Source organism: Enterococcus sp. DA9, assembly GCF_008000875.1.
Classification (GTDB): domain Bacteria; phylum Bacillota; class Bacilli; order Lactobacillales; family Enterococcaceae; genus Enterococcus_B; species Enterococcus_B lactis.
Genome location: NZ_CP042839.1, coordinates 1,914,073 through 1,939,383, shown reverse-complemented (window position 1 = coordinate 1,939,383; position 25,311 = coordinate 1,914,073). Strand labels below are relative to the sequence as shown.

The following is a 25,311-nucleotide window of genomic DNA, read 5'->3' as shown; positions in this document are numbered from 1 at the left end:
TTGTTTCTTAATTGTTTTCTTTATTATTCTCTTTATTATTCTCTTTATTATTTTCTTTTGCTTTATCCACGATATCTTGCAGCTCTTTTAAGAAAACAGACATATCTTTGAACTGGCGATAAACACTGGCAAAACGGATATACGCGATTTCATCTAAATCGACTAAATCCTCCATCACATATTCACCAATCAGATTCGTTGATACTTCGTTTTCCCCAAGACTGCGTACGCGGTTTTCGACATGGTTGACGATTTGTTCCATTTGCTCCATAGCTACAGGTCTTTTTTCTGCTGAGCGGATGAGTCCTCTTAAAATTTTATCGCGATTGAATTCTTCGCGTTCCCCGTTTTTCTTGATGACTAATAACGGAGCAGCTTCAATTCGTTCAAAAGTAGTGAATCGGAACGAACAATTCTCACATTCGCGACGGCGACGGATCGCACGTCCATCATCTGCTTGACGGCTGTCGATTACTCGTGAATTATTATGTTGACATCTGGGACATCTCATTTTGTCTCACCTCTTGCATCGCATTTTTATATAAAGGATGTGTCTTTCTTTACAACTAGTTGTATTATAACACGAAACAAATCACAAACGCGACTGTCCTACCCAAAAAAACACGGATATAAGAACAATTTTTTCTATTTTCATGCGTAATTATGTCCCCTGTCCTAATTCAATTTCAATTTTCCAGTACTGATGACCTTGATTGCTGAGAAATGACTCGCCCAAAAGCTGATTTAGTCGGCTAGCACAAAAAACTTGAAGCAGATGAACATCTTATCATCTGCTTCAAGTCACATCTCTATTTCTTATTGTTTTATAACTTCTCTTCGATTCCTGTATAGTGTTTCATTCGTTGTTCCTCGATTTTTTGTTCATCAGGAATGTGTTCACTTTCTGGGAGCGGTGTCTTACTACGATCAGGTACCGGATTTTTTCGTTCTTGAGTCAAATCTTGCTGTTTCGCTTCTTTTTCTGCCTGCTGGTCTTCTATTTCATCGATTCTTGCTTGGTACTGCTTTTCTTTCTCTTCTGCTGTTTCTGATTGCGTACGACCTTCATCGATTAGATTTTCTTTATTGAGTATTTCGCCGATTTTTTCTTTTGCGTTACCTACGACTTTATCCTTTTGGTTTTTAAATGATCCCATCGCTATCCCTCGCTTTCTATATACTCAGGATAGCAAACTTGACACAGATACTCAAAGAAAGCGATTAGCTGAAAGCCAATTTTCGATTTGTTCCACAAGTTCCTCTTTTGTTCCGTTGTTGTCAAACAAAATATCCGCACGCTGCTTTTTTTCTTCGATTGGAAGTTGACTGCTAATTCTCTGCTGTGCTTGTTCTAGTGTTAGTTGATTACGTTTCATCAAGCGTCTGAGTTGAATATCTGGCGTGGTATAAACGACAGCTACTGCATCCATATAGTGGTCATAATGACCTTCATAGAGCAATGGGATATCTACAATTACTAAAGGATGATGGGAACTTAGATAGGCGATTTGATCTTTTATCGCTTTTCGGATAAACGGATCTAATAGCTGATCAAGTTTTTGTCGTTTCTCCTTTGATGGAAAAACAATCATCCCAAGTTTCCCTCGATCTAGCTGACCATCAGACTGCAATATCTCTTGGCCAAACACGGACACAACCTTCCTCAGAGCAAGCGTTCCAGGCTCAACAGTTTCTCTAGCAATCACGTCACCATCGATCAAAGGAAATCCATGAGACTGAAAGACTTTGGCTGCCGTACTTTTGCCAGTAGCTATTCCGCCCGTCAAACCTAAAACAAAGCCTACTTTTCGATTTTCAGCCTTTGACAATTCGGACAATAGTGAGTCCCCCTTTGTGCCACTTTTATTTTCACGATCGGTGTCCCACAACGTATACATGGTTTGCCAGTTTGCTGATAGACATGTAGTGCGACTTGGAATCCGCCTGATTCTCCTAATGCATTCAAATAGCTGCGAATCGTGGTACCTCCGGCTTCTATTGCACGATTCAAAACATCAATGATCGATAGACGTAATTGTTCTATCTCTTTTGGACGTAATGTATTCGCCGGTTGTTCTGGATGAATCTTCGCTTCCCATAATGCTTCGTCTACATAAATATTACCTAGTCCCGTTACTAGACGTTGATCTAGCAGTAAAGGCTTGATTGCTTTGTGCGATTTTTTCAGTCCAGCTGCAAAATCTGCTAATAAAAAGCTGTCAGGCAATGGCTCAGGTCCTAATTTCATGATTCCTCGGTAAGTTGCACTTGCTCCTTTTTCGACAATTGTCATACGACCAAATTTTCGTACATCGTTGTAGCGAAGTTGGCTCCCGTCCTCAAAAAAGAAAAGTACATGCGTATGTTTATCGATTGGTGTATTTTCTTTCGTGAATTGATATTTTCCTTCCATTCGCAAGTGTGAGATCAGTTCATAATGATCGAGATGAAAAATCAAAAACTTCCCTCTACGTCCAATGGATTGGATGGTTTCGCCAACAAGAGAAGCCTCAAAGATGGGCGTCTCTGGTTGCTCAATGATCTTGGGCCACAAGACCTGCACTTTCTGAATCGTTTTTCCTACTACTAACCGTTCCAATCCTTTACGAACGGTTTCTACTTCTGGTAATTCTGGCATTTTTTCTTTTCACCTTCATTATATTGCTCTGTCTTAAACAATGTTTATTTTGCTTCGTACCACGTTTTTCCCCAACTGCTGTCAGTGATCAGTGGTACATGGAGAGAAACAGCTTGTTCCATAACTTCCTTCACCAATTTATCTAATGATTCAAGTTCTTTTTCAGGTACCTCGAAGACAAGTTCATCATGAACTTGTAACAGCATCGTAGCTTGAAGACCTGTTTCTTTTAATCGTTTATCCAATTCAATCATCGCGATTTTCAAAATATCAGCAGCACTTCCTTGAATTGGTGTATTGATAGCTGTTCGTTCCGCAAAAGAACGGATATTGTAATTTCTTGAATTGATGTCTGGCAAATATCGTCGGCGGTGATACAGCGTTTCGACGTAGCCTTGATCTTTTGCTTCGCGTACGATTCTTTCCATATATTCTTTGACACCTGGGTATTTTTCAAAGTACGTATCGATGTATTGCTGTGCTGCTTTTCGGCTGATGCCTAAATTTTGTGAAAGTCCGTAATCAGAGATGCCATACACGATACCAAAATTCACTGCTTTTGCCTGCCGACGCATATTTGGTGTGACATCCTCTGCCTTTTCGATTCCAAATACGCGCATCGCTGTGCTGGCATGGATATCTTGACCTTCTAGGAAGGCAGCTTTCAAATGTTCATCATTTGAGATATGCGCAAGTACGCGTAACTCGATTTGTGAATAGTCAGAAGAATAAATCAACCAGTCTTTTTCTCTCGGAACAAATGCCTGACGTATCTTTCTCCCTTCATCTAATCGAATCGGGATGTTCTGCAAATTAGGATCAACAGAGCTTAATCGTCCTGTTTGGGTCAATGTCTGGACATAACGGGTATGCACTTTTCCATCTGATTGGATCACTTTCAGCAGTCCCTCGACATAGGTAGATTGAATTTTTGCGATTTGACGATAGGTTAGGATATCCTCTACGATTGGTGCTTGTTCACGAAGCTGTTCCAGTACATCTACGGCTGTGGAGTACCCAGTTTTTGTTTTTTTGATAACGGGTAATCCCATTTTTTCAAATAAGATCACTCCTAATTGCTTTGGTGAATTCAAATTGAATTCTTCGCCGGCTTCTTCGTAGATTTTTTGTTCGATCTCTCTTAAGCGAGCAGAAAACTCGCCCTTCATTTCTTGTAAGCGAGTCGCATCTACTTTGATCCCGCTTATTTCCATCTCTGCCAAAATGATAGACAATGGCAGTTCCATTTTCCGGAAAAGATCTTCTTGGTTTTTATCTGCCAGTTCTTGGCTCAATTTTGGTGTTAACGCATTGATTGCAGCTACTTTTCGCGCTAAATGAGCAAAAAAGAGTTCCTCTTCTTCTGGTAAACCTTTTTTCGCCCCTTTGCCGTATACAGTTTCATCTGATTGGATATCGTTGTATCCGTAATGTGCAGCTATTCCTTCGATATCTGTGCTTTTTTCATTCGTATCGAGAAGGTATGCACCTAGCAAGACATCAAAATCGATTCCTTTCGTTTTTCCAGTATAGCGATTTAAAGCAACATAAGTTCGTTTCGCATCATATACTTTTTTCAATCGGTTCGGATCAGTGATCCAAGAATGGAACGCTTGGTTTTCGAATACAGACAGATCATTCGTGACATAGATTTTCTTTTCTGTCCCCCACGCTACTCCGACGATTTCCTCTGTATGGTAATTGTCGCCCATCATTTCCACGTACAGTGCCATATCCGTAGTAAACATTTCCTCTTTAAATTCATGCACGACTTCAAATAAAATATCATCCATTTTTACTTCTTCTTCAACGATATTCAGTTTAGAAAGGAACTGATTGAAATCCATTTCTTTATAAAATGGAACGAGTTTATCGAGATTTTTCCCTTCATACTTCAATGAGTCGATAGAGACCTCCACAGGGGCTGAAGTATTGATGGTCGCCAATTTCTTCGATAAGAACGCTTGCTCTTTGTCATTTATCAGATTTTCTTTCATTTTGCTTTGCTTCATTTCATCAATATGCTCATAGATTCCTTCGACTGAGCCATATTGTTTCAATAGCTTGATAGCTGTTTTTTCACCGATTTTAGTCACACCTGGGATATTGTCAGAGGCATCTCCGGCTAGTCCCTTCATGTCAATAATCTGTTTTGGTATCAATCCATCATATTTTTCCGCCACATGTTCTGGTGTATAACTTTCGATATCGCTGACACCTTTTACAGTGATATCCACTTTTACTTCTTTACTAGCTAATTGAGTCAAATCCCGATCACCGGAAAGTACGACGACATCAAATTGATTTTTATCTACTTTTTCTGCCAAAGTACCGATAATATCATCCGCTTCATAATTGGGCAATTCGTAATACTGTACACCTAATCCCGTCAACAAATCACGGATATATGGCATTTGTTCTTTGAATTCGCCTGGTGTTTTAGATCTTCCTCCTTTGTACTCCGCATACATTTCTGTCCGAAAGGTCGTTTTTCCTGCATCGAACGCAACCAGAACATGCGTCGGTTGCTCTTTTTGCATAACATTTTCAAACATCGTATTGAATGCATAGATTGCATTTGTATGAAGACCGTTTCTGTTTTTGAAACGTTCAAGGGAATTGTGCAGCGCAAAGAATGCGCGAAAAGCCACACTGTTCCCATCAACGAGTAATAATTTATTTTTTGTCATCTTCTTAACTCCTTACTGTAAAGTTCTTATTCATTCTAACAAAGAATCATGCGGAATGCGAAAAGAAAAAGCGGGACCATACCAAATATTTTGGTATAGCCCCAACTGATCAATTTTTTCCTTTTTAGTTGTTCCGTCCAAAGATTCTTAAAAACGCCAAGAACAAGTTGATAAAGTCTAAATACAGCTTCAATGCCATAAATACAGCAATGCCACTATGTGCTGTTCCATTTGTCTGGACATAGATATTACGAATGCTTTGGTTATCATAAGCTGTGATCCCTGCAAAGATGACGACTAAAAGCAGTGAGATGAACAGCTCAACTGCGCTACTTCTCAAAATGAAGATGTTCAAGACTAGTGCAATGATCACTCCGATCAAAGCAGCCTGTCCTGCTCTTCCGACCCCGCTAAGATCTCGTTTTGTTGTCACTCCGACAACAGACATCCCCATGAACATCAAGGTAGCTGTCAAGAAAGCTTGTGTTACTGTTCCAATATCGTAGAATGCAAGAGTAACTGCTAATGTTACGCCATTCAAAAGAGAGTAGGCAATGAATCCACCGATCGCTAAGCTCGGATTCTTTTGTGCTTTTACGCCTAGAACCATTACCAAAATCAGTTCAACGATCCACAGACCCATAAAGCCTAATGGAAAGTTATTGATAAAAGTTGCTAGTTGTAAAGGAAATACCCAAAGAGCCAAGTAAGAAGTGACTGCACTAAGGGCAAGCCCCATACCTAAAAAACCATAAACTTTTGCATAAAAACGATTGATGCCTGACATTGATGTACTTGGATTATTCATTTAATTCACCTTCACTTTCGATTGCTATTTCCAATTCAGGAACTTGTGGCGGTTGGACCATAACAACAGCATCCAACACACGATCTTCGTTCGTGTTTTCCGCTTCTACAGAAATCGTCACCACGTCCTTCATCTTATCTACTTTTATGACCTCAAACTGAAAAGTCAGTGTTTCATAATGGAAAACCGGTTCAATAAAATTGACAGAAAAATTGACAACATGTGATCCTGGTCCAGGAAGATGCTTTGAAATTGCACTTGTGATGATCCCCATCAGCATCACTGATGGAACGATTGGCTGATGATATTCTGTTTTTTGTGCAAAGTCATGTTGGATATACAAAGGATTTGCATCATTCGTCAATCCCAAATACAGCAAAAGCTGGTTATCTTCAATAGATTCTGTTAAAGATAACGAGTCGCCTTCCTCGATTTCATTTATTGTTTTTCCTAGTTTTCTCGGCTTACCTATGTTCAAGATAGAAACCCTCCAGTTTATTTTTAATCATACATTATTGTACCAAAAGCAGCGCAAAAGGCAAGTTCTGCTCCTTTGATTTAACAGATTCCTATAGTTTAAAGAGGTCGTGAAAAAGCTGTCCTGCATCAAGTAATAAGAACAGCCAAGAAAAAACAGCTTCTCATGTTTTTGATTTGGTTGGGCTTATTGCCGCAGATGCAAGCTTTTGAACGCCGTTTATCAAAAGTTGTAAAAAAGGGAGCATGACAAGAATTTTGCCACTCTCCCTCTTTCTATTTTTATAAGGACACTGCAGTAATTGTATTACAGTACATTTTTCGTCGTGCTGCTTAAAAGTTTTTCATACGCTTGTTCAAATTTTTGAACATCTCCAGCACCCATGAAGATTACTACTGCATCATGATAATCTAATAATGGAGATACATTATTTTCTTTGATGACTTCTCCACCTTTTTTGATTTTCGCTCCAAGGTCTTCGATCTTAACGTTTCCTTGTTCTTCCCGAGCCGAACCAAAAATATCGCATAAGTAAACTTTATCAGCTAAATCAAGTGCTTCTGCAAATTCATCCATCAATGCAATCGTACGCGTAAACGTATGAGGTTGGAAAACTGCAATTATTTCTTTATCTGGATATTTTTGGCGTGCGCCATCAATGGTTGCTTTGATTTCTGCAGGGTGATGCGCATAATCATCGACTACGGTCATGTCTGCTACGATTTTTTCACTGAATCGACGTTTTACTCCTGGGAAAGTCAGCATTTCTTCCGCAACTTCTTTCAGATCCAGATTTTCGAAATACGCGACTGCAATAACACCTAAAGCATTTAAAATATTGTGTTTGCCGAATGCCGGTACAGTGAAATGTCCAACAAATTCATCCCCATGATAGACATCAAAAGCAGAACCGGATGTTGTACGTTCGATGTTTCGTGCTTGGATATCATCATTTTCTGTGACACCATAATAATAAATCGGCACATCTGCTTCTAATTTGCGTAAATAAGCGTCGTCACCGTACGCAAAAATAGCTTTTTTCACTTGTCCAGCCATTGTTTGGAAAGCTGTAAATACATCGTCGATACTTGTATAATAATCCGGATGATCAAAATCGATGTTTGTCATGATCGCATAGTCTGGTGAATAGGCAAGGAAATGACGGCGATATTCACAGGCTTCAAATGAAAAGAATTCCGCTTGCGGATCACCATGCCCTGTTCCGTCTCCAATTAGATAACTTGTTGGACGAACACCACTCAATACATGAGAGAGCAGACCAGTCGTACTTGTTTTTCCGTGAGAACCGGTTACAGCGATACTCGTATAGTTTTGGATAAAATGACCAATAAAGTCGTGATAGCGAATCACTTCCAAACCTAATTCTTTTGCTCGCTGGATTTCTTCATGTGAATCAGGAAATGCATTTCCTGCAATAATCGTCATACCTGGTTTTACATTGTCTGCGTTAAATGGCAGAATCGTGATATTTGCTTTTTCTAAATCTCTTTGTGTAAAGAAATATTTTTCAATGTCTGATCCTTGGACATTTAAACCTTGTTCATGTAAAACAAGAGCCAAGGAGCTCATTCCTGAACCTTTGATACCAACAAAATGATACAATTTATTTTGATTTTCCATTTGAATCCTCTTCTCTTATCTAGCGTCCATTCTTTTAGCTATTACATTCAACACGCTCCTCATTATCTTATAAACGATTGAAAATTTCAACCAAATTTATTTAGAAAGGAGGATTCGCCTGCTAAAAAGGTCATGTACGGGAAAAATCCGTTTTTATTGACTGTTTGATTCTTGTATAAGAAGACCAAACTTCTTCTGATATATCAATATGAGGAATAAAATCTTTTCCTTTCGGACCATAGCCATTCTCATCGTCGTGGAGTCGCTCCATTTCTCCTAACACCAGTGCATAGAAATATTCCTTCGGCCATTGATGGTTCAGTTCTTTTACTGTAAAGACGATCTCCTCAGAAAAGTGAAGGATTTCCGGCACAAATGGCACAGCATTTGCGAAAACAGTTTGTTCATTTTGCCATACTTTCTCAAAAGTTGCTCGAGTCCTGCGTTGCAGTGTCGGATCATTCATCAATAGGACTTTTTCTGGTACAGCATCTAAGGAATGAAGAATCTCCAGTGAAAAAGTGGCGTTCTCTCCAGAATTTGTAGACTTCGATTCTATCAGGAAAGCCTTATCGGGCAAATCATAGACTTCTTTTAGATACTGACGACAGATTTCACTTTCACTCATGCCTTCTTCAAAATGAAATCCTTGCTTTTCAAAATTCTCATAAAGGATCCTAGTCGCATGACCCACCCCGCCGACCAAAAACAAACGTTCTACTTGACCATTTACATACATTTGTGCTGCTTTATCAGCTAAGATAGGAAGACCGTTTCCAGCTAAAATAAGTGTAGGTGCCGACAATTTCTCAAAATCTTTCTCATCAGGTGCGGCTAAAAAGGCTAATAACTGATTCCAGTCTTTTAGATTTCTCTGCTCGTTTTTTTCCAAAAACTCTTCATCCTTTCATTTGATTTTTTATACTTCATTGAGGCTTTCTCTCTTTGTCTCAATCCATTTGATTTCCCCATGACATCTTCCACAACGATATTTGTGTACATCGATTCTTCTTTTGCGGCAGATCGTGGCAGAACAATCTTGGCATTGATAATATTCGATCTTTATCTGTTTCTTCGTCAAGGCTGGCGCATAGCGCAATCCTCCTGTTTTTTTCAAAAGATACTTGAAATCCATATCTTTATGACGATATCCTCTTCCAGTTAGATGCAGATGATAATGGCAAAGTTCATGTTTGATGATTCCTGCAATTGTTTCTTTGTCTGACTCTTCAAACAGCTTTACATTAAAATCTAAATGATGATCGTTTAAATGATAGCGCCCGCCAGTTGTACGCAAGCGTGGATTGAACATTGCTTGGTGCTTGAAAGGACGCTGGAAGCTTTTTAATGATATCTCTTCTACTAACTGCTGCAGTTCTTCTTGTGTCAATTTTTGTTACTCCTCATTGTTACTCTTCATAAGGGGAAAGCATCGTCAAACTGATTCTGCCTTTTTTCGTATCAACTTGCTCTATCCAAACCGTCACGATATCTCCGACTGACACGACGTCTGTTGGATGCTTGACAAATTTTTTGCTAAGTTTTGAGATATGGACAAGTCCGTCTTGTTTCACACCGATATCGACAAATGCGCCGAAGTCGATGACGTTACGGACCGTTCCAGTCAATTCCATACCTGGTTTCAAATCTTCCATACTCAACACATCTGTACGCAATAGGGGCGCTGGCATCTCATCACGCATATCTCGTCCAGGTTTTGTCAGCCCAGCTAAAATATCGGCTAACGTTTCTTCTCCGACTGATAAGCTTTCAGCCAGTTTCTCCGCGGATAACCGTGTCAATTTTTCTACTGCTTCTTCTGTCCCAAGCTCTTTTTCTGAAAGATGGACGGTCATTAATATGTCTTTCGCAATAGAATAACTTTCGGGATGGATACCGGTGTTGTCCAAAATGTTTTTCCCGCCAGGAACTCGCAAGAAGCCGATTGCTTGTTCATATGCTTTTGGTCCTAAACGTGGCACTTTTTTCAGCTGAGTTCGTGCAGTAAATTCTCCATTTTCTTCACGATAACTGACAATGTTTTGGGCAGTCGTTTTATTCAATCCTGATATATGCTGCAAGAGCTGTGGACTAGCCGTGTTCACATCCACGCCTACTTGGTTGACCGCTGTTTCCACGACAAAATCCAATTGTTCAGCCAAACGTTTTTGAGAAACATCATGTTGGTACTGTCCTACACCGACAGCTTTAGGATCGATCTTGACTAATTCAGCTAAAGGATCTTGCAGACGACGGGCAATAGAAACAGCACTTCTTTCTTCTACTTGTAGATGCGGGAATTCTTTTCGTGCAATTTCGCTAGCAGAGTAAACAGAAGCGCCAGCTTCATTGACAATGGCATAATAGGCTTTATGGTCGGCTGATTTCAATTGTTCAGCCACAAAAAGTTCTGATTCCCGACTGGCTGTTCCATTCCCGATAGCTACCATATCTACTTGATATTGATTGATCAATTGGATAAAAGCTGGACCAGCAGCTTCCCTTTTCGCTTGTGCTGCAGGTTTATGCGGATAAATGACTTCGATTGCCAAAACTTTTCCTGTCGCATCTACGACTGCTAGTTTACATCCAGTACGATAGGCCGGATCAAATCCCAGTACGACTTTACCTTTTAGCGGCGGTTGCAACAAAAGATTGCGAAGATTTTCTCCAAAAATAGCGATGGCTTGCTCATCCGCCTTTTCAGTCAATTCATTACGCAGTTCTCGCTCGATTGCCGGCTGTATAAAGCGTTTATAACTATCTTGATAGGCTTCTCTTACAAAGGAAGAAGAAGGTGAGGCAGGATTTTTCACTAATTGGCGATCCAAGTAAGCTAAAACTGCTGCTTCGTCTACTTGAAGGAATACTTTGAGAACCTCTTCTTTTTCTCCTCGATTAGTGGCCAATATCCGATGAGAAACCATTTTATGGACAGGTTCTGCAAAGTCATAATACATTTCATATACGCCTTTTTCATCTATTTTCTCATCCTTGACTTGGCTGACATACATGCCTTTGTTATACGTATAAGACCGAATCCAAGTCCGAAATTTTGCATTATCGCTGACTTGTTCAGCAATGATCTCATGCGCACCTTGCAACGCTTCTTCAGCAGAAGAGACTTCTTTTTCTTTATCGATATATTTTTCTGCTTCCGATTGCACCTCTCCATCTGTAAGCTGCATCAGCCACAGCGCGAGTGGCTCAAGTCCTTTTTCTTTAGCAATCGTTGCTTTTGTCCGTCGTTTCTGTTTGTATGGCCGATATAAATCTTCCACTTGTTGCATTTTTACGGATTGCGTGATTTCTGTTTCTAACTCAGGGGTCAGTTTCCCTTGTTCATCGATCAGCCGAATCACTTCGTTTTTTCGTTTTTCTAAGTTTTCAAGATATGCATACCGCTCTTCGATTTCACGAATCTGGACTTCATCAAGACTTCCCGTCATTTCTTTTCGATAACGCGCGATAAAAGGAACGGTGTTTCCTTCATTTAACAAATTAAGTACAGTCGTCAACTGCTTGGGACGATAGTCTGAAAGCTCTTTTTGTACAAGCTGAATGATTGTCTGGTTCAAATTTTCCGTCATTAAAATGCCTCTTTTCTGCTAAAAATTGCTTCTTTATTCTATCATACTTTTTATCATGGGTTAAACTGCTGAAAGAAACAATATTCTCTATACAAATAAAAAGAGCCGCAACAAAGTCGCAGCTCCTTCATTCTTTCCATTTGTCAGATTCCTTGCCAAGATCCTTCGTTGTTCTGATATTCAATGTCTTGAAGGATGCCTTCCTTGTCAAAAACAACCCCATGCAATGACCCTCCGAATACAGCCCCACCGTCCATTCCGATTTTATGATCCTGAATCCAGAGATCTGTTGTCTGCATATCTCCATGGAGCATTGGTGTAATCGTATGTCCAAATACAATTGTCTTACCTGTATTGTTTTTCCCTTCATGAAATGGTTCCCGTATCCAAATAAAATCGCTTGGACTTGTCTTACGCCAGTCTTTCTTTGTCAAATCCACTCCAGCATGGACAAACAGATAATTTTCCCATTCATAATACAAGGGGCGCTGGACTAAAAATTCAATCAGTTCTGGGTATCTCGATCGGATCATCATTGAGATTTCAGTCGGGGAGTATTCCTCCGACGCACCTGGGTGAAGTAGGCTTTCAAATGTTTCTTTTCCACCATTTCTGATATAAGGCGCATACCAGTCCTCCGGTGCTTGCAGAAATTGCAAAAAATATTCTTCGTGGTTGCCCCGGAGATAAATGGCTCCTGTTTCTTCGACTAATTGTTTTCCTAATAGAAAACATTCCTTTGTACGAGGTCCTCGATCATTGAGATCTCCTAATAAAACAAGCTGATGGATCGTCGGATCATAATAGTGAATAAGTTTTTCAAAAAGATCATATTTACCATGGACATCGCCAATAGCATAAATCAATGATTTCATGTGGATCACCATCCTCAACGATAGTATAGCGCATATTGGAAATGGTCGACAATCAAAACTATTGTTTTCTATTTATTTAAAGCTGCAAACCGCAGTTCTGCTTCTTCTGGAGAGATTCCATGGTCTTGAACATAGCGGTTGCGTGGATGTTTCGCACACTCTACGCTACATGCTCCTAAATGTTTTTCTTCATTTTCAATGGAAGCAAGAATCTGGCGATTGCACTCAGGATTGCTACAATTGATATATCGTTCACATGGTGTTCCGTCAAACCAGTCGCGACCGACGATTTGTTTATCTACTTGGTTGATATCGACAGCGATTCGTTCATCAAACACATACATCTTGCCGTCCCATAATTCTCCTTGGACTTCAGGATCCTTACCATAAGTAGCAATACCGCCATGCAGCTGTCCGACATCTTTGAATCCTTCACGGACAAGCCAACCAGAAAACTTCTCGCAACGAATACCACCAGTACAGTAGGTCACTACCCGTTTTTCCATAAATTCTTCTTTGTGCTCGCGAATCCAGTCTGGAAGCTCTCGAAAACTGCGTATATCTGGGCGTACGGCCCCTCGAAAATGCCCCAAGTCATATTCATAATCATTCCGTGCATCAATCACCACTGTCTGTTCGTCTAAAATAGCTTCTTTAAATTCTTGCGGTGAAAGATAAGCACCTGTCACTTGGTTTGGATCAATGTCCTCTTCTAGCTTTAAACTTACAAGCTCTGGACGGTATCTTACAAACATCTTCTTAAAGGCATGTCCTTCGCTTGGATCAATCTTGAACATCGTATCAGCAAATCGAGGATCAGCTTTCATTGCTTCCATATAGGCAGTCGTGTTTTCAACGGTTCCAGACACAGTACCATTTATTCCTTCTTCAGCTACTAGAATACGACCTTTAAGATCCAAAGATTTGCAAAAGGCTAAATGATTTTTGGCAAATTCCTCTGGTTCTTCTATTTTTGTATAATTGTAATAAAGCAGTACTTGATAATCCATGTATTTCTTCCTTCCTTCTTTTCGTTCCTAAACAGTATAAAGAAGGCGTTCGCATTTGACGATTTATTTGCTTGTGTATAATTACGCATGTGTTTTTTTGTTTACATAATATTATTATTTGAATTAAAAAAACTTCGCTTTCCTGTTTTGCACAGAAAAACAAAGTCTTTGTTTCTATTATTTACCTGTAACCGCAAAGTAATTGCCATCAGGATCAGCAAAGTTGAAGACATATTCTTCTCCAAGCTGTACCATATCACCTAATGTGACTGATTGCGTCTGCATTTTTTTATATAATCCAAAGATATCTTTGCTGTAAAACATCAAAGATGGGGCACTAGTAGCTGTACCAGGTGAATGGGACTCAACAAACGCTCGATCATATAACACGAATGAGGTTTGACTGTCCTCAATCCCTACTTCAATTACAAGCGTCCCATCCATTTCTTGACGATCTTTTTCCGCAAAGCCAATTGCTCTCCAAAACGCTGCATTTTTTTCTACATCGTCCACATACAGCATGATTTTTATTTCATTTGTAAACATCTGTTTCCTCCTAAACGATCTGTTCTAACATCCCCAACTTTGTCAGTTTACCATAGGAAAATGGGAAAATCTACGAAAGCTCTCAACAGATTCATCCTACTTAAATACGCTTCTCTTTAATAATAAATTAAGTTGGTTGTTTTTGTTATTCAGGCTTTCACTTTTCGGAATAAATATTTTGTACTTATATGGAATGAATAAAAAAACATACTAAGAGAGGAGAACATCATTTATCAATGATGTTCCCCTCTAATCTTAGTATGTTTTTAACTATGCATTCACATCGATCACTTTTGAATCATCATTGATGACATCGCGATCTAAATCTTTGATGCGTGCACTTGTCACGATACCAGCTACCATGCTACCGCTGACGTTTACTGCTGTGCGTGCCATATCGATTAATGGTTCAACAGAGATAACTAACCCAACGATTGCTACTGGCAAGTTCATTGCCCCTAAAACGATCAGTGAAGCAAATGTTGCACCACCGCCGACTCCGGCTACACCAAAAGAGCTGATTGTTACAATCGCCACAAGCATCAAAATAAATTCCAAACTAAAGACATTCACTCCAGCCGCTGGTGCGACGATCGTTGCCAACATAGCTGGATAAACACCAGCACAGCCGTTTTGTCCAATAGATAAACCAAAACTTGCTGAGAAGTTAGCTGTTGCATCGTCTACTCCTAAAGCTTTTGTCTGAGTCTCGATGTTCAATGGCAAGGCTCCGGCACTTGAACGTGAAGTAAACGCAAAGCTCAATACTGGAAAAGCTTTTTTGAAATAGTTGATTGGATTGACTTTGGCACCAATCAAAATCAGTGAGTGGACAATTAAAACAGCCAGCAATGCTACGTAAGATGCAACGACAAATTTACCTAAATTGACGATAGCTGCAAAATCACTTGTTGCCAAAACGTTTGTCATCAAAGCAAATACCCCATATGGTGTCAAACGCAGAACAAGCGTCACAATCCGCATAATGATTTTATACAGACTGTCGACTAGATCTGAAAAGAATGCTGCTTCTTTTGGCGCTTTTCTTTTCACCCCTAGATAAGCGATACCGACAAAGGCTGCAAAAATAACGACTCCAATCGTACTAGTTGCACGGCTACCTGCTAAATCAGCAAATACGTTTTTAGGGATAAAGGATAAAATCTGCTGCGGAATCGATAAGTTTTCAACCGTTTCCTGACGTGTCGCCAATTCAGAGATCCGTGCTGTTTCTGCTGCTCCTTGTGTGAATTTAGCTCCTTGAAGACCGAACAGCATCGTTGAACCGATTCCGATCAATGCTGCAATAGCTGTTGTACCAAGTAAAGAAGTCAGTACAGTTGCACTGATTTTCCCCAGCTTTTCAGAAACTTTCATTTTTGTGAATGCACCAATGATCGAAATGAACACTAGAGGCATAACTAACATTTGCAAGAATGATACATACCCTTGTCCTACGATCCCGATCCATTCTATTGATTGAGTAACGACTTTGTCTTCTACCCCAAAGATCAATTGAAGCAGACCGCCAAAGACGATACCAACTCCTAATGCTGTAAAGACGCGTGTTGAAAATTTTGTATGGCGCTTTTGCATACGATAGAACACATATAATAATGCCGCAAAAACTAGAACCACTAAAACTGTGATGAGTGTTGTCATTTTTCTCCTCCTCATATTATTAATGACAAGTCCATCGAAGGAAGTAAAGGTTCCCGAGAATGATTCTTCAACCATCCTCCTGAAAAATTTTTTTCAGTGACTTTTATATTTTAGACGATTTTTATCGAAATGACATTCTTTTTGCTTACAATTAGTAATAAAAAAACATGCCTGTGATAGATTAAAACTATCGCAGGCATGTTTTTACTGTCTATTCTTGTTTTTCTGATTGAAAATTCAATTTTACCCCAGGCTGATCCAAGGCGATCTCTGTCACCTCATAAGACATCCGGCGTACGATATCGAATAAAGGTGCTACTAGTTCGTCCACTTCTTCTTGTGTGACATCATTTTGACCTTCAATTTTCCGATTGAGGATATGATTGATCTGACTCACACTTCCAGATAAAACATATGTATCAAACACTAAACGGAACTCTAAGCGTGCTCCTACGATGCTATGTTCTTTCGGATAGTTTTCGATCGTTTCTTTCAAAGGCGAGAAGCCCACTTTCAAATCTGTTTCTACTTCTTGGTTCGGTAATCTCATATCATAATGAAATGCTTCTACTACTTCTTTTTGTCTTCTGATTTCCATATAATTTTATCACTCCTTTATAAAAATTATAACATATCTCCTTTGTAAGGGGATACTATTTTTTTACGTTACTCTGCAAGGATAGGATTTCATTCAAATTTCCTACCACATAATCTGCAGGAATCTCTCCCAGAAAATGATCGATATCGTAAAGACAAGTAACGACTCCTGCGTTTTTCCCTGCTTCAATATCTAAACGGCGATCGCCGATCATCATCGTGTCTGTTCTTTCTAAATGAAAAGTCTCAATCAAATACTTTAAAGATGCTGGATCCGGTTTACGAGGAAAATCCTGATCAATCCCTACTACTTCCTCAATCAGATGGGCTAATTGATACTCTTTCAGCAGTTCCCATGTCGATTCTGTCAAACGGTGGGTCAAGATGAAGTGACGTCCTCCATTGATTTTTAGCCTTTCAAGTACTTGTTTCGTTTCTGGAAATGGACGGGAAGCTTCCTTGCTTTTTTTCTCATACCGATGAAACCATTCATTAAACTCATTGGCGTCCAAATTTGATTCATTGATCAAATAACTGGTGGAATATTTTTTCATTTTGAAGTAGATCTCTTTTTTGTCCATATTGATACCAAAATCTTTTAGAGCTTGCTGAGCACCATCTACCATTGCGGGATACGTATCAAACAATGTCCCATCAAAGTCCCATATATAATTTCTCACGTTTTTTGTTCCATTCCTTTGCTTCTTTTTTCTATCTTTCATTATAGATAAATACGTTGATTAAAGTATTGTTTTCTCTAGAATCGTCAAATCGTCTGTTAATGTATATTGGATTGGTTGTGCGTTCGGGATATCAATTGTATCCATTTGATCCTCAGGAACATTTTCTAAATATTTTGTCAGTGCTCGGATGCTATTCCCATGACCCACAACTAGTAAATCTTTCCGATCTTTCAGTTTTGGTGCTAGTTGATCTTGCCACAAAGGAATGATCCGATTCACTGTCATTTCTAGACTTTCTCCGTACGGAATCAAATGTGGATCCAAATGATCATATCTGCGGTCAAATCGGTTTTCTGCGGTTAGCGGCGGAACTTCTGTATATCCTCTGCGCCATTTCTTTACTTGATCTTTTCCGTATATTTCTTTCATCTGATCCTTGTTTTTACCAACAAGATCCCCATAGTGCCGTTCATTCAGACGCCATGTTTTTACTATAGGAAGCCACAACTGCCCCATTTCTTCTAGTGCGACTTGACCGGTAAGAATCGCGCGTTTTAAAACAGAGGTGTAAACCGCATCGAATTGAAGACCGGCTTCATACATTTTTTGACCGGCTACTGCTGCTTGTTCTTTTCCTTTTTCTGTTAAGGCGACATCTAGCCACCCTGTCCAGTAATTTTCAAAATTTGCTTCGCTTTCGCCATGACGCAATAATACTAATTTCATTTTTTTCTCCCTTAAACATTCGTTTCGAATTTTATGCCACATGTTTTGCATGTCACGCGTATTCGTCCTTTTCCTCTAGGCGCACGCTGCTTTTGATGACAATTCGGGCACTCAAAAAAAGTATAGCTTTTTCGTTCCGTTTTAGCTTGCTTTTTGTTTCTCATCTGATGATATTTTTCTTTGACTTTATCAAAATATTCCAAATAACGTTGATTTTCATTTAGTCTAGGATAGATTTTTTTTGATAGAAAACGAAATAGCATCCATCCGAAAAAGACGATGAACAACAATTGCCCGATTCTAAATGGCAACCACCGACTTAGTAAACTAAAAAAAAGTGCGATAATCAATAGAACCCGATTCAATTGATCAAATTTTGCATATCTTCCCTGCATAAGTTTTTGATAGTTCTGCTGAAACCGTATCAGTCTTTCTAACCATGTTTGCATCCTATTATCTCCTCCATCATCTATCATTCATTATGACAAAAAAAACAAAAAAGAAAAAGCCTTAATTGGCCTTTTCCATTGCGACTTGATGAAGGACATTCCGATTTCTGGTAAAGTCGATCACAATCACTTTCTTTTTATCTTCTCTGTTGACTACACGGAATGTGTCCGTCAATGGCAAAAACAGCTTCTTAGATGGTAGCTGTTGCATACGTATAAATCGATGGATCATCGTAATCAATTGAGGGAATTGAATGGACGTATGAAGCAGATTTGGATATTTTTTCAACAGTTGAGTCGTTTTGATCAAATTCCGTTTTTTACTGATTACTTTTAAAAAGCTTTTTAGAATCTTTTGCTGACGTCTAAAAATAGAAAAAGAATTTTCATCATCTATTTGATAACGCATTTGTTTCTGTAGTTCTGCTGCAGTCAAATGAATCTTCCCATCATTCGTATCGATCATCAAACCTTCTGGGAATAGCTCAACGACTGCTCGATCCCAAGATTCGAGAGAAAGCTCGATATAATCTTTTACCGGTAATTCCAATTCTGCCTCAAAAAAGTGCAAAACAGCCGATAGTCCTTCTGCTTGATAAATTTCTCCTAATGTTAGTCCCTCTAGATGGAACTCTGGTGAAAAATGCAGCAATGTTTTATTTTCCTGCAATTGAACATATAGAAATGTAGACCGCTCAATCAGAGTATCTTTTAAAACAACTAAAAAATTCATTTTTCTCCCCCTTTTTTCATCATTTTTAAAATAGCATATTTTGAAAAGAATGTCTGATGCTTAGAGAAGAATTTCATAAAAATTTACTATTTCATAAGTATTCACGAAAAAAACCTAAACAAAAAAGCGGAAATAACGTTCATCCGCCTTCTTATTTAGGTATATTTTTTCTTCAAATGCTTGTCTATGATTCAGGACTTTCTCTATCGTTAGTTTCATCCAAAAGTTCCTGCATCCCGATAATTTCCCGATACTGATGAATCTTAGTGATACCAATTACTTTATCTACATCAATACTAAAACAAATCCCGTTACCTGGAACATCGATGTTGATGCCTTGACCAATCGCATCCATCACTTGATTCGTCAAACTATCTGGTACTAATGTCAAAACAACATCTTTTTCTGGCGAGATGTCCAAACCTAAAAATTTCCCTGAATCATGTACACCAGAACCACGACCATGCAAGATTGTACCGCCAGCTGCACCTGCTTCTTTTGAAAAGTCGATGACATCTTCACCTGTTCCTCCGTCCACGATCGTCACAATCATGTGAAGATTCAATGCTACAAGATCTTTCATTTGCTTCCCCCCAATTTTTGCAATCTTTCTTTTTCAATTCTGTCTTTTTCATCTTTTCGTTTATAAATATATCCTAGTACTAAAGTGGATAATATTGGTGTCAATGCAATCATTGCAACCACACCAAACCCATCAATGATCGGATCTCTTCCCTCAATTTGTGCAGCGATCGCCACGCTCATTGATAAAATAAATGTCGAACACATCGGACCCGTTGCTACTCCACCGTTGTCAAAAGCCATTGCTAAAAAGATCTTGTCCACTTTTCGTCCTAAAATAAATGCTAGCCCATATCCTGGGATCAAGAAATAATAAAGAGAGAATCCGACGAGCAAACGCCACATAGACAATCCTACTGCTGCGCCAATCCCAATCGAAATCACCATCAGCATGACTTTCGACCGGATCCTCCCTTCACTCAATTCTTCAACCTGTTTGACCATTACATGAATCGCCGGCTCAGCAAACCCTACTAGGAACCCCATCAAAAAGCCAAGTGGAACCAATATATAATTATAGGGCAATCCAGCGATCGTACTACCTAAATGCTGTCCTACCGGAACGTAAGCCATATTGACTCCGTGCAAGAAAAGGATCAACCCAATAGTCGTTATCAAGAAGCCTTTCATAATGTCAAAGAAACGCTTCTTGCGCATACGAAAACTAATGATATTCATCAAAACAAATAGAATCACGATAGGTGCCACTGCTAAAATAACTTCCATAGTAACGATCTCGATACCATCTATCACTTGCTGCCAGAAATTCATTGGAAGATCACCCCCAAAATCATTACGGCAAGAATTGGTCCTAATGAAGCAATACCAACCATTCCAAAGCTGTCATTTTCATTTTTCTTTTGTTTGATCATACTAGTCATCCCTCCGGCAAGGGCCAAGATAAATGGAACAGTTACTGGACCAGTAGTCACTCCCCCCGAATCAAAAGCAATCGGCATGAATTCGGAACTGGTGAAGAACGAGGCGATCAAAACGCCTATGTAGCCTATAGCCATCAATTGATAATAGGATAGCTTGAATACGACCCGAAGCAGCGCAAAGGCTAGAAATACTCCAGTGCCGACGCTGACGATCCCAATCAGCAACACTCTGCCAATCTCTCCGTCAGATATATCATATACTTGTTGTCCCAAAACTTGCACGGAAGGTTCGGCAATCGTGATCACGATCCCGATAGCAAACCCCAAACTGACCAAAACAGCCAAACTTTTCTTTTTGATCATATATTTCCCTACTAGATCTCCGACTTCCATCATGGAATAGTCTGCCCCAAACAAAAAGAGCGTCATTCCGATCATCATGATAGCCGCACCTACCAAGAATGAAGCGAGGTCTTCTCCTTCTAACGGCGCAAAAACAAACGTTAAAATGACAATCAGGACGGTCATCGGCAATATGGCAGCAATCACTTCTTTAAAATTTTTTAGCATGTATCCTCCTCCTTTACTCTTTAAGTTTACCTTAAAATGAAAGAGTTTTCGAGTATAAACTTAAAACGTTATCTTTTAATTTTTCTCAACATAAAATAACACACGTCCCAAAAGTATCTTTTTACTTGGAAAAGATGACTTTGTAGGGACGCACTTGCTGTTGTTTTTTATTTTACAGAGCCGATCATTCCTTGAACGAATTGCTTTTGCAAAACAAAAAATACGATGGCAGTTGGTAAAGTAGCAATGACTAATCCAGCCATGATCATTCCATAATCTGGCGTATAGGAAGCACCCATAGCAGATAAAACAAGCGGAACCGTCCGTTTATCAGGAGATTGCAAAGCCACTAAGGGCCATAAATAATTGTTCCAACTGCTCATGAATGTGATGATTGCTGCCGCTGCATAGGTATTTTTAGCCGTCGGCATATATACTCTAAAAAAAATACTTAGTTCTTTTAGACCGTCTAATCGAGCGGCTTCTACTAGATCTTTTGGAAAGGATTTAACATTTTGTCGGAAGAAGAAGATCAAAAAAGCAGTGCTGACAGATGGTAAGATTACAACTAAGAAACTATTGATTCCCAAAATCGTTCCGTTCAATTGTGAAAACATTCGATACAAAGGAATCATCAACGCCGCAAAAGGAACCATCATCGATAGCAGTAGAATATTGAAAATCAAGTCTTTTCGCTTGCTTTGATAAATCTCAAACCCATATCCTGCCATTGAGGAAATCAGCAATGCAAACACAGTGGTCACTAAAGCGATCATTGCTGAATTCCAAAGGGAACGAGTAAAATTCAGTTCATTGGAAAACAAATTTTGAAAATTGATGATCAAGTTACTGCCAATCTTTATTTTTCCCGATGTGATATCCACGGGTGTATTCGTCATTCCCAGAATCATCCAGACAAAAGGGAAAATGGAAATAAATGATAGGATGCTTAATGCTGTATACTTTAATGCTGACCCAATTGCCGAACGAAGTCCTAAGGCTTGTTTTTTGACGTTGGGATGTTCGATCGGTTCTTTTTCTACCATGCTTTTCATCGACTCTCTCCTCCTACTTTCGTTTGGATTATCGACAATATCACAATAAAGGCAACAATAACAAAGGAAACTGCTGCCGCATATCCAAAATTAGGCGTGAATTTATAACTCAAATTATAGATGTATTGAGACAAGGTGGTCGTTGCATTTGCTGGACCCCCGCCAGTAATATTTTGTACTTCATCAAAAAGCTGCAATGTCCCGATCGTCGAAGTAATGGAAGTAAACAAAATGATCGGTTTTAAATTCGGGATCGTCACTTTGATAAACTGCTGCCATTTAGAAGCACCGTCAATAGATGCTGCTTCATAAATCTCCGAATCAATATTTTGCATGCCTGAAAGGAAAAAAATCATATTGTATCCAGTCCAACGCCAAGTGATCGAAAGAATGATCAGAACTTTCGCCCAAATTGGATGAGTCAGCCAGCCAATCGGTGTATCAATCATACCAATGCCCAACAACAAGTTGTTTACAAGGCCAGATTGAGAAAATAGACTTTTCATGATCAGAGAATAACTGACCATCGAAGTGATACACGGAAGAAAAATAGCTGTTCGAAACAACCCTTTATATTTCAGCTTTTTATCATTTAAGAGGTTGGAAATAAAAAGCGCTAGAAACAGCATGATTGGTACTTGAACTAGTAAATATAGGAACGTATTGAAAAAAGCTTTTTTAAAAGTAGCATCTGTCAGCATCCGCTGATAATTACCTAATCCGTTAAATCTCATATTGACAGGGGGACCACTTTGAAAAGACGTGATCAAAGCCAAAACCATCGGAATAAAAACCATGATCGATATCAAAATGACTGGCAAGATTAAAAAAGCATGCCCGTTTTTGAATAAATCTTTCTGCTTCATTCTTTTCCCTCCAATTCTATCATTGATTATTTAATTGAAAAGACAAGAAAGACAACGTCTGTAAGGCAGCCGCCATCTTTTTTGTCTTTTCGGTTGTCTGATGAAAAAGCAAAGAAATTTGCTTTTTTATCACCAATCAATTAGCCAACTGTGCTTCTACTTGTTTTTGTGTATCTGCTAGTACCTTGTCTGTCTCTTCTCCATTGATGATTCGATGAAGAGCTTCGGCTACGACTGCTTCAATTGCATAGGTCTCATGTCCGTAATTCACTTCTGGAATTTCTGATGTCCATTTGGAAAAATCATCAAAGACCTTTTGGCCACTGTAAAATTCTGAAGCTTCTTGATAAGCTTCTTGTTCATTTGCACTAAGCATCGTAGACACCAGTCCGATTTCTTTCGCAAGAGTGCCCATCAGTTCTTCATTCGATGCAAACGTTGCTTCGAGGAAATCTTTCGCTGATTCTTCTCCAGCTACTCCTTTGAGCACATACCAGCCAGCGCCGCCAAGGTTAGAAGCTTGCGCTTTTTGTAAACTTTCTGGCAGTGCAGGTATTGGCGCAATCTTCCATTTTCCAGATTGGTCTTCTGCTCCTTGAATCGTTGAAGAATACCAAGCGCCAGTTGGGCTAGAAGCTACTGCTCCTGATTGTATCGCAGTTACTCCAGCATTCCAGTCAGAGGTTTGTTCGACTAGGTCTTCTTTCAAAAGAGTGGCAAATAATTCAAGACCATACTTTAAAGATGCATTGTCTTGGATCGTGACCGTCTCCCCATCTTTGGACGTATACCATTCTCCCGCTTGTTGCATCATCATTCTTACTCGACCAAGATCAGAAGGATTGACTTCAGCGATTTTCTTTCCCGTCTTTTCTTTGACATCTCGCGCCACTTGAATATACTCGTCCCACCTCAGATTCTCCATGTCCTCTTCTGTATATCCTGCTTCAGCCATCAGATCCGTACGATAGAAGTTTGCTGTTACGCCCGAATCGAAAGGAACACCGTATATTTTTTCTCCTACTTTGTTTACCGCAAATTTATACGGTGCAAAATGATCTTCCTTTACAATAGCAGACAAATCAGCGAATGCATCTGGATAAGAAGTCAAATAGCCTTGTATCCTATAATCTTCAATCAAGACGATATTGGGCAATCCTTCTGTATTCCCGCTTGCTAAAGCGGTGTTCAGTTTCTGAACGATATCATCCTGAGACATCGTAACAACTTCTATCTCTGTTTCTTCGTTCTCATAAATTTTTTTTGCTTCATTCACTGCTTTGATATTGAATGTCTCATCCCACGCCCAAACAGTGACTTTTTCTTCGTTGTCTGCTGTGCTACTAGCACTTCCGCATCCTGTTAAGAAACCTGATGCTGCCGCTAAACAAACGACTCCAGCAATTAACTTTCTGATGTCCATTTTTATCCGCTCCTTTTCCATCCATTAGTTGTTTACGTTTGCTACATTCATCATACCAAAATTTGAAAACGGTTTCTTTATTATTCAGATACTTCAAAAATTTCTCCTAAAATAATAAAAAAATACAAATCAACTATGACAAAAGGAATAATCTTAGCATCTAGACCAAAGATCGAAAGGGTGGAGGTTTCTTTAAAATAAAAATATCCTTGCATTTTCTCCTAGAAATAAGTATTTTTAAATTACAAGACTATTCTTAAGGCGGGTAAAAAAATGCCAATACGCGTAATTCTTATCGATGATGAACAGACGATTTTAGACGGAATGAAACAGTTGATCAATTGGTCTGAGCACGGGTTTCAATTAATAGGAACTTTTTCCAGCCCGTTGAAAGCGCTTGACTTTTCTTTGGCACATGCAATCGATATCGTGGTCACAGATGTAATGATGCCTGAACTAAATGGGATCGAATTATCGCGGCTATTAAAACAGCAACAACCTGAAACACAGATTCTTATCCTCTCTAGCTATGATGAATTTGATATGGTTAAAGATTCTTTCAAATATGGCGTCGCTGATTATCTTTTAAAGCCTCGATTGAGTCCTGATTTTTTTCTAAATTCCTTAATTGCCGTTTCACAAAAAATCAAAAAAAAGCCCAACAAAAGCCCAATCACCGATCGTTATGAGCAGATCTGCGAGAATCTTTCACAGCAGATTGCTGGACAAACTCGTCCATTGCTTGACCCTCTTCTTTTTGAACACACCTTGTTTTTTCTGGTATATACCGAAAATCGGCCATTCAGTT

Annotated in this window: 26 protein-coding genes and 1 pseudogene; 1 reads left to right on the top strand and 26 read right to left on the bottom strand. The window is 39.2% G+C overall.

Features of this window, described 5'->3' with window-relative positions:
* Positions 1–7 precede the first annotated feature (7 nt).
* The 26 genes from nrdR to FTX43_RS10100 all read right to left on the bottom strand — a co-directional run bounded on the left by nrdR (position 8) and on the right by FTX43_RS10100 (position 24,503).
* Positions 8–511: a transcriptional regulator NrdR gene (gene nrdR, locus FTX43_RS10225; protein WP_002291966.1), complete on the bottom strand. Its 504-nt coding sequence runs from the start codon at positions 509–511 to the stop codon at positions 8–10.
* A 313-nt stretch (positions 512–824) separates the two neighbouring features.
* The gene (locus FTX43_RS10220) at positions 825–1,157 is read right to left on the bottom strand and encodes a hypothetical protein (protein WP_002291968.1); all 333 of its coding nucleotides are present in this window, start codon (positions 1,155–1,157) and stop codon (positions 825–827) included.
* A gap of 51 nt (positions 1,158–1,208) precedes the next feature.
* Positions 1,209–1,838: a dephospho-CoA kinase gene (gene coaE / locus FTX43_RS10215; RefSeq protein ID WP_002291970.1), complete on the bottom strand. Its 630-nt coding sequence runs from the start codon at positions 1,836–1,838 to the stop codon at positions 1,209–1,211.
* Positions 1,802–2,638, bottom strand: a complete 837-nt coding sequence (gene mutM / locus FTX43_RS10210; RefSeq protein WP_002291972.1) for a DNA-formamidopyrimidine glycosylase — start codon at positions 2,636–2,638, stop codon at positions 1,802–1,804. Before mutM ends, coaE begins: the two co-directional genes overlap by 37 nt.
* Before the next feature lie 44 nt (positions 2,639–2,682).
* Positions 2,683–5,328, bottom strand: a complete 2,646-nt coding sequence (gene polA, locus FTX43_RS10205; RefSeq protein ID WP_002309058.1) for a DNA polymerase I — start codon at positions 5,326–5,328, stop codon at positions 2,683–2,685.
* A 124-nt stretch (positions 5,329–5,452) separates the two neighbouring features.
* Positions 5,453–6,136, bottom strand: coding sequence for a Bax inhibitor-1/YccA family protein (locus FTX43_RS10200; RefSeq protein WP_002306560.1), 684 nt, complete (start codon positions 6,134–6,136; stop codon positions 5,453–5,455).
* Positions 6,129–6,614 carry a MaoC/PaaZ C-terminal domain-containing protein gene (locus FTX43_RS10195; protein ID WP_002291977.1) on the bottom strand — a complete coding sequence of 162 codons (486 nt, stop codon included), beginning with the start codon at positions 6,612–6,614 and terminating at the stop codon, positions 6,129–6,131. Before FTX43_RS10195 ends, FTX43_RS10200 begins: the two co-directional genes overlap by 8 nt.
* A gap of 306 nt (positions 6,615–6,920) precedes the next feature.
* Entirely contained in the window at positions 6,921–8,255 is a 1,335-nt protein-coding gene (murC, locus tag FTX43_RS10190) for a UDP-N-acetylmuramate--L-alanine ligase (protein ID WP_002313703.1), read from the bottom strand.
* 130 nt (positions 8,256–8,385) lie between these two features.
* On the bottom strand, positions 8,386–9,147 hold the full coding sequence (locus FTX43_RS10185) for a YdcF family protein (RefSeq protein ID WP_002336444.1): 762 nt from the start codon (positions 9,145–9,147) through the stop codon (positions 8,386–8,388).
* 27 nt (positions 9,148–9,174) lie between these two features.
* Entirely contained in the window at positions 9,175–9,645 is a 471-nt protein-coding gene (locus FTX43_RS10180) for a SprT family protein (protein ID WP_002306555.1), read from the bottom strand.
* 19 nt (positions 9,646–9,664) lie between these two features.
* A complete protein-coding gene (locus FTX43_RS10175; RefSeq protein WP_002313701.1) occupies positions 9,665–11,845 on the bottom strand; it encodes a Tex family protein in 2,181 nt (726 codons plus the stop codon).
* Between the two features lie 143 nt (positions 11,846–11,988).
* Complete coding sequence (locus FTX43_RS10170) at positions 11,989–12,720, bottom strand: metallophosphoesterase family protein (RefSeq protein ID WP_002291986.1); 732 nt, start codon at positions 12,718–12,720, stop codon at positions 11,989–11,991.
* 68 nt (positions 12,721–12,788) lie between these two features.
* Entirely contained in the window at positions 12,789–13,730 is a 942-nt protein-coding gene (locus FTX43_RS10165) for a rhodanese-related sulfurtransferase (RefSeq protein WP_002291988.1), read from the bottom strand.
* 177 nt (positions 13,731–13,907) lie between these two features.
* Positions 13,908–14,276, bottom strand: a complete 369-nt coding sequence (locus tag FTX43_RS10160) for a VOC family protein (RefSeq protein WP_002291991.1) — start codon at positions 14,274–14,276, stop codon at positions 13,908–13,910.
* Between the two features lie 270 nt (positions 14,277–14,546).
* Positions 14,547–15,938 (bottom strand): L-cystine transporter, encoded by a 1,392-nt coding sequence (locus FTX43_RS10155; RefSeq protein WP_002291993.1) that lies wholly within the window; start codon positions 15,936–15,938, stop codon positions 14,547–14,549.
* A gap of 211 nt (positions 15,939–16,149) precedes the next feature.
* On the bottom strand, positions 16,150–16,536 hold the full coding sequence (locus FTX43_RS10150; RefSeq protein WP_002291995.1) for a DUF1149 family protein: 387 nt from the start codon (positions 16,534–16,536) through the stop codon (positions 16,150–16,152).
* Between the two features lie 55 nt (positions 16,537–16,591).
* Positions 16,592–17,215, bottom strand: coding sequence for an HAD-IA family hydrolase (locus tag FTX43_RS10145; protein ID WP_002306550.1), 624 nt, complete (start codon positions 17,213–17,215; stop codon positions 16,592–16,594).
* A gap of 60 nt (positions 17,216–17,275) precedes the next feature.
* On the bottom strand, positions 17,276–17,944 hold the full coding sequence (locus tag FTX43_RS10140; RefSeq protein ID WP_002309053.1) for a 2,3-diphosphoglycerate-dependent phosphoglycerate mutase: 669 nt from the start codon (positions 17,942–17,944) through the stop codon (positions 17,276–17,278).
* An 11-nt stretch (positions 17,945–17,955) separates the two neighbouring features.
* Complete coding sequence (locus FTX43_RS10135) at positions 17,956–18,393, bottom strand: hypothetical protein (RefSeq protein ID WP_002292001.1); 438 nt, start codon at positions 18,391–18,393, stop codon at positions 17,956–17,958.
* 61 nt (positions 18,394–18,454) lie between these two features.
* Positions 18,455–19,126, bottom strand: coding sequence for a hypothetical protein (locus tag FTX43_RS10130; RefSeq protein ID WP_002292003.1), 672 nt, complete (start codon positions 19,124–19,126; stop codon positions 18,455–18,457).
* Positions 19,127–19,310: 184 nt separating this feature from the next.
* Entirely contained in the window at positions 19,311–19,709 is a 399-nt protein-coding gene (locus FTX43_RS10125) for a P-II family nitrogen regulator (RefSeq protein ID WP_002313700.1), read from the bottom strand.
* The gene (locus FTX43_RS10120; RefSeq protein WP_002306549.1) at positions 19,706–20,479 is read right to left on the bottom strand and encodes a DUF1538 domain-containing protein; all 774 of its coding nucleotides are present in this window, start codon (positions 20,477–20,479) and stop codon (positions 19,706–19,708) included. Before FTX43_RS10120 ends, FTX43_RS10125 begins: the two co-directional genes overlap by 4 nt.
* Positions 20,476–21,159, bottom strand: coding sequence for a DUF1538 domain-containing protein (locus FTX43_RS10115; protein WP_002292009.1), 684 nt, complete (start codon positions 21,157–21,159; stop codon positions 20,476–20,478). The genes FTX43_RS10120 and FTX43_RS10115 overlap by 4 nt, the downstream gene beginning before the upstream one ends.
* A gap of 167 nt (positions 21,160–21,326) precedes the next feature.
* Positions 21,327–22,214 (bottom strand): carbohydrate ABC transporter permease, encoded by an 888-nt coding sequence (locus FTX43_RS10110; protein WP_002316317.1) that lies wholly within the window; start codon positions 22,212–22,214, stop codon positions 21,327–21,329.
* Positions 22,211–23,080, bottom strand: coding sequence for a carbohydrate ABC transporter permease (locus FTX43_RS10105; RefSeq protein WP_002306540.1), 870 nt, complete (start codon positions 23,078–23,080; stop codon positions 22,211–22,213). Before FTX43_RS10105 ends, FTX43_RS10110 begins: the two co-directional genes overlap by 4 nt.
* 136 nt (positions 23,081–23,216) lie before the next feature.
* Complete coding sequence (locus tag FTX43_RS10100) at positions 23,217–24,503, bottom strand: ABC transporter substrate-binding protein (protein ID WP_002313699.1); 1,287 nt, start codon at positions 24,501–24,503, stop codon at positions 23,217–23,219.
* A 273-nt stretch (positions 24,504–24,776) separates the two neighbouring features.
* Here FTX43_RS10100 and FTX43_RS15250 point away from each other — a divergent pair.
* Positions 24,777–25,037, top strand: a pseudogene (locus FTX43_RS15250) (response regulator); the annotation flags it as partial.
* Positions 25,038–25,311: the final 274 nt, after the last annotated feature.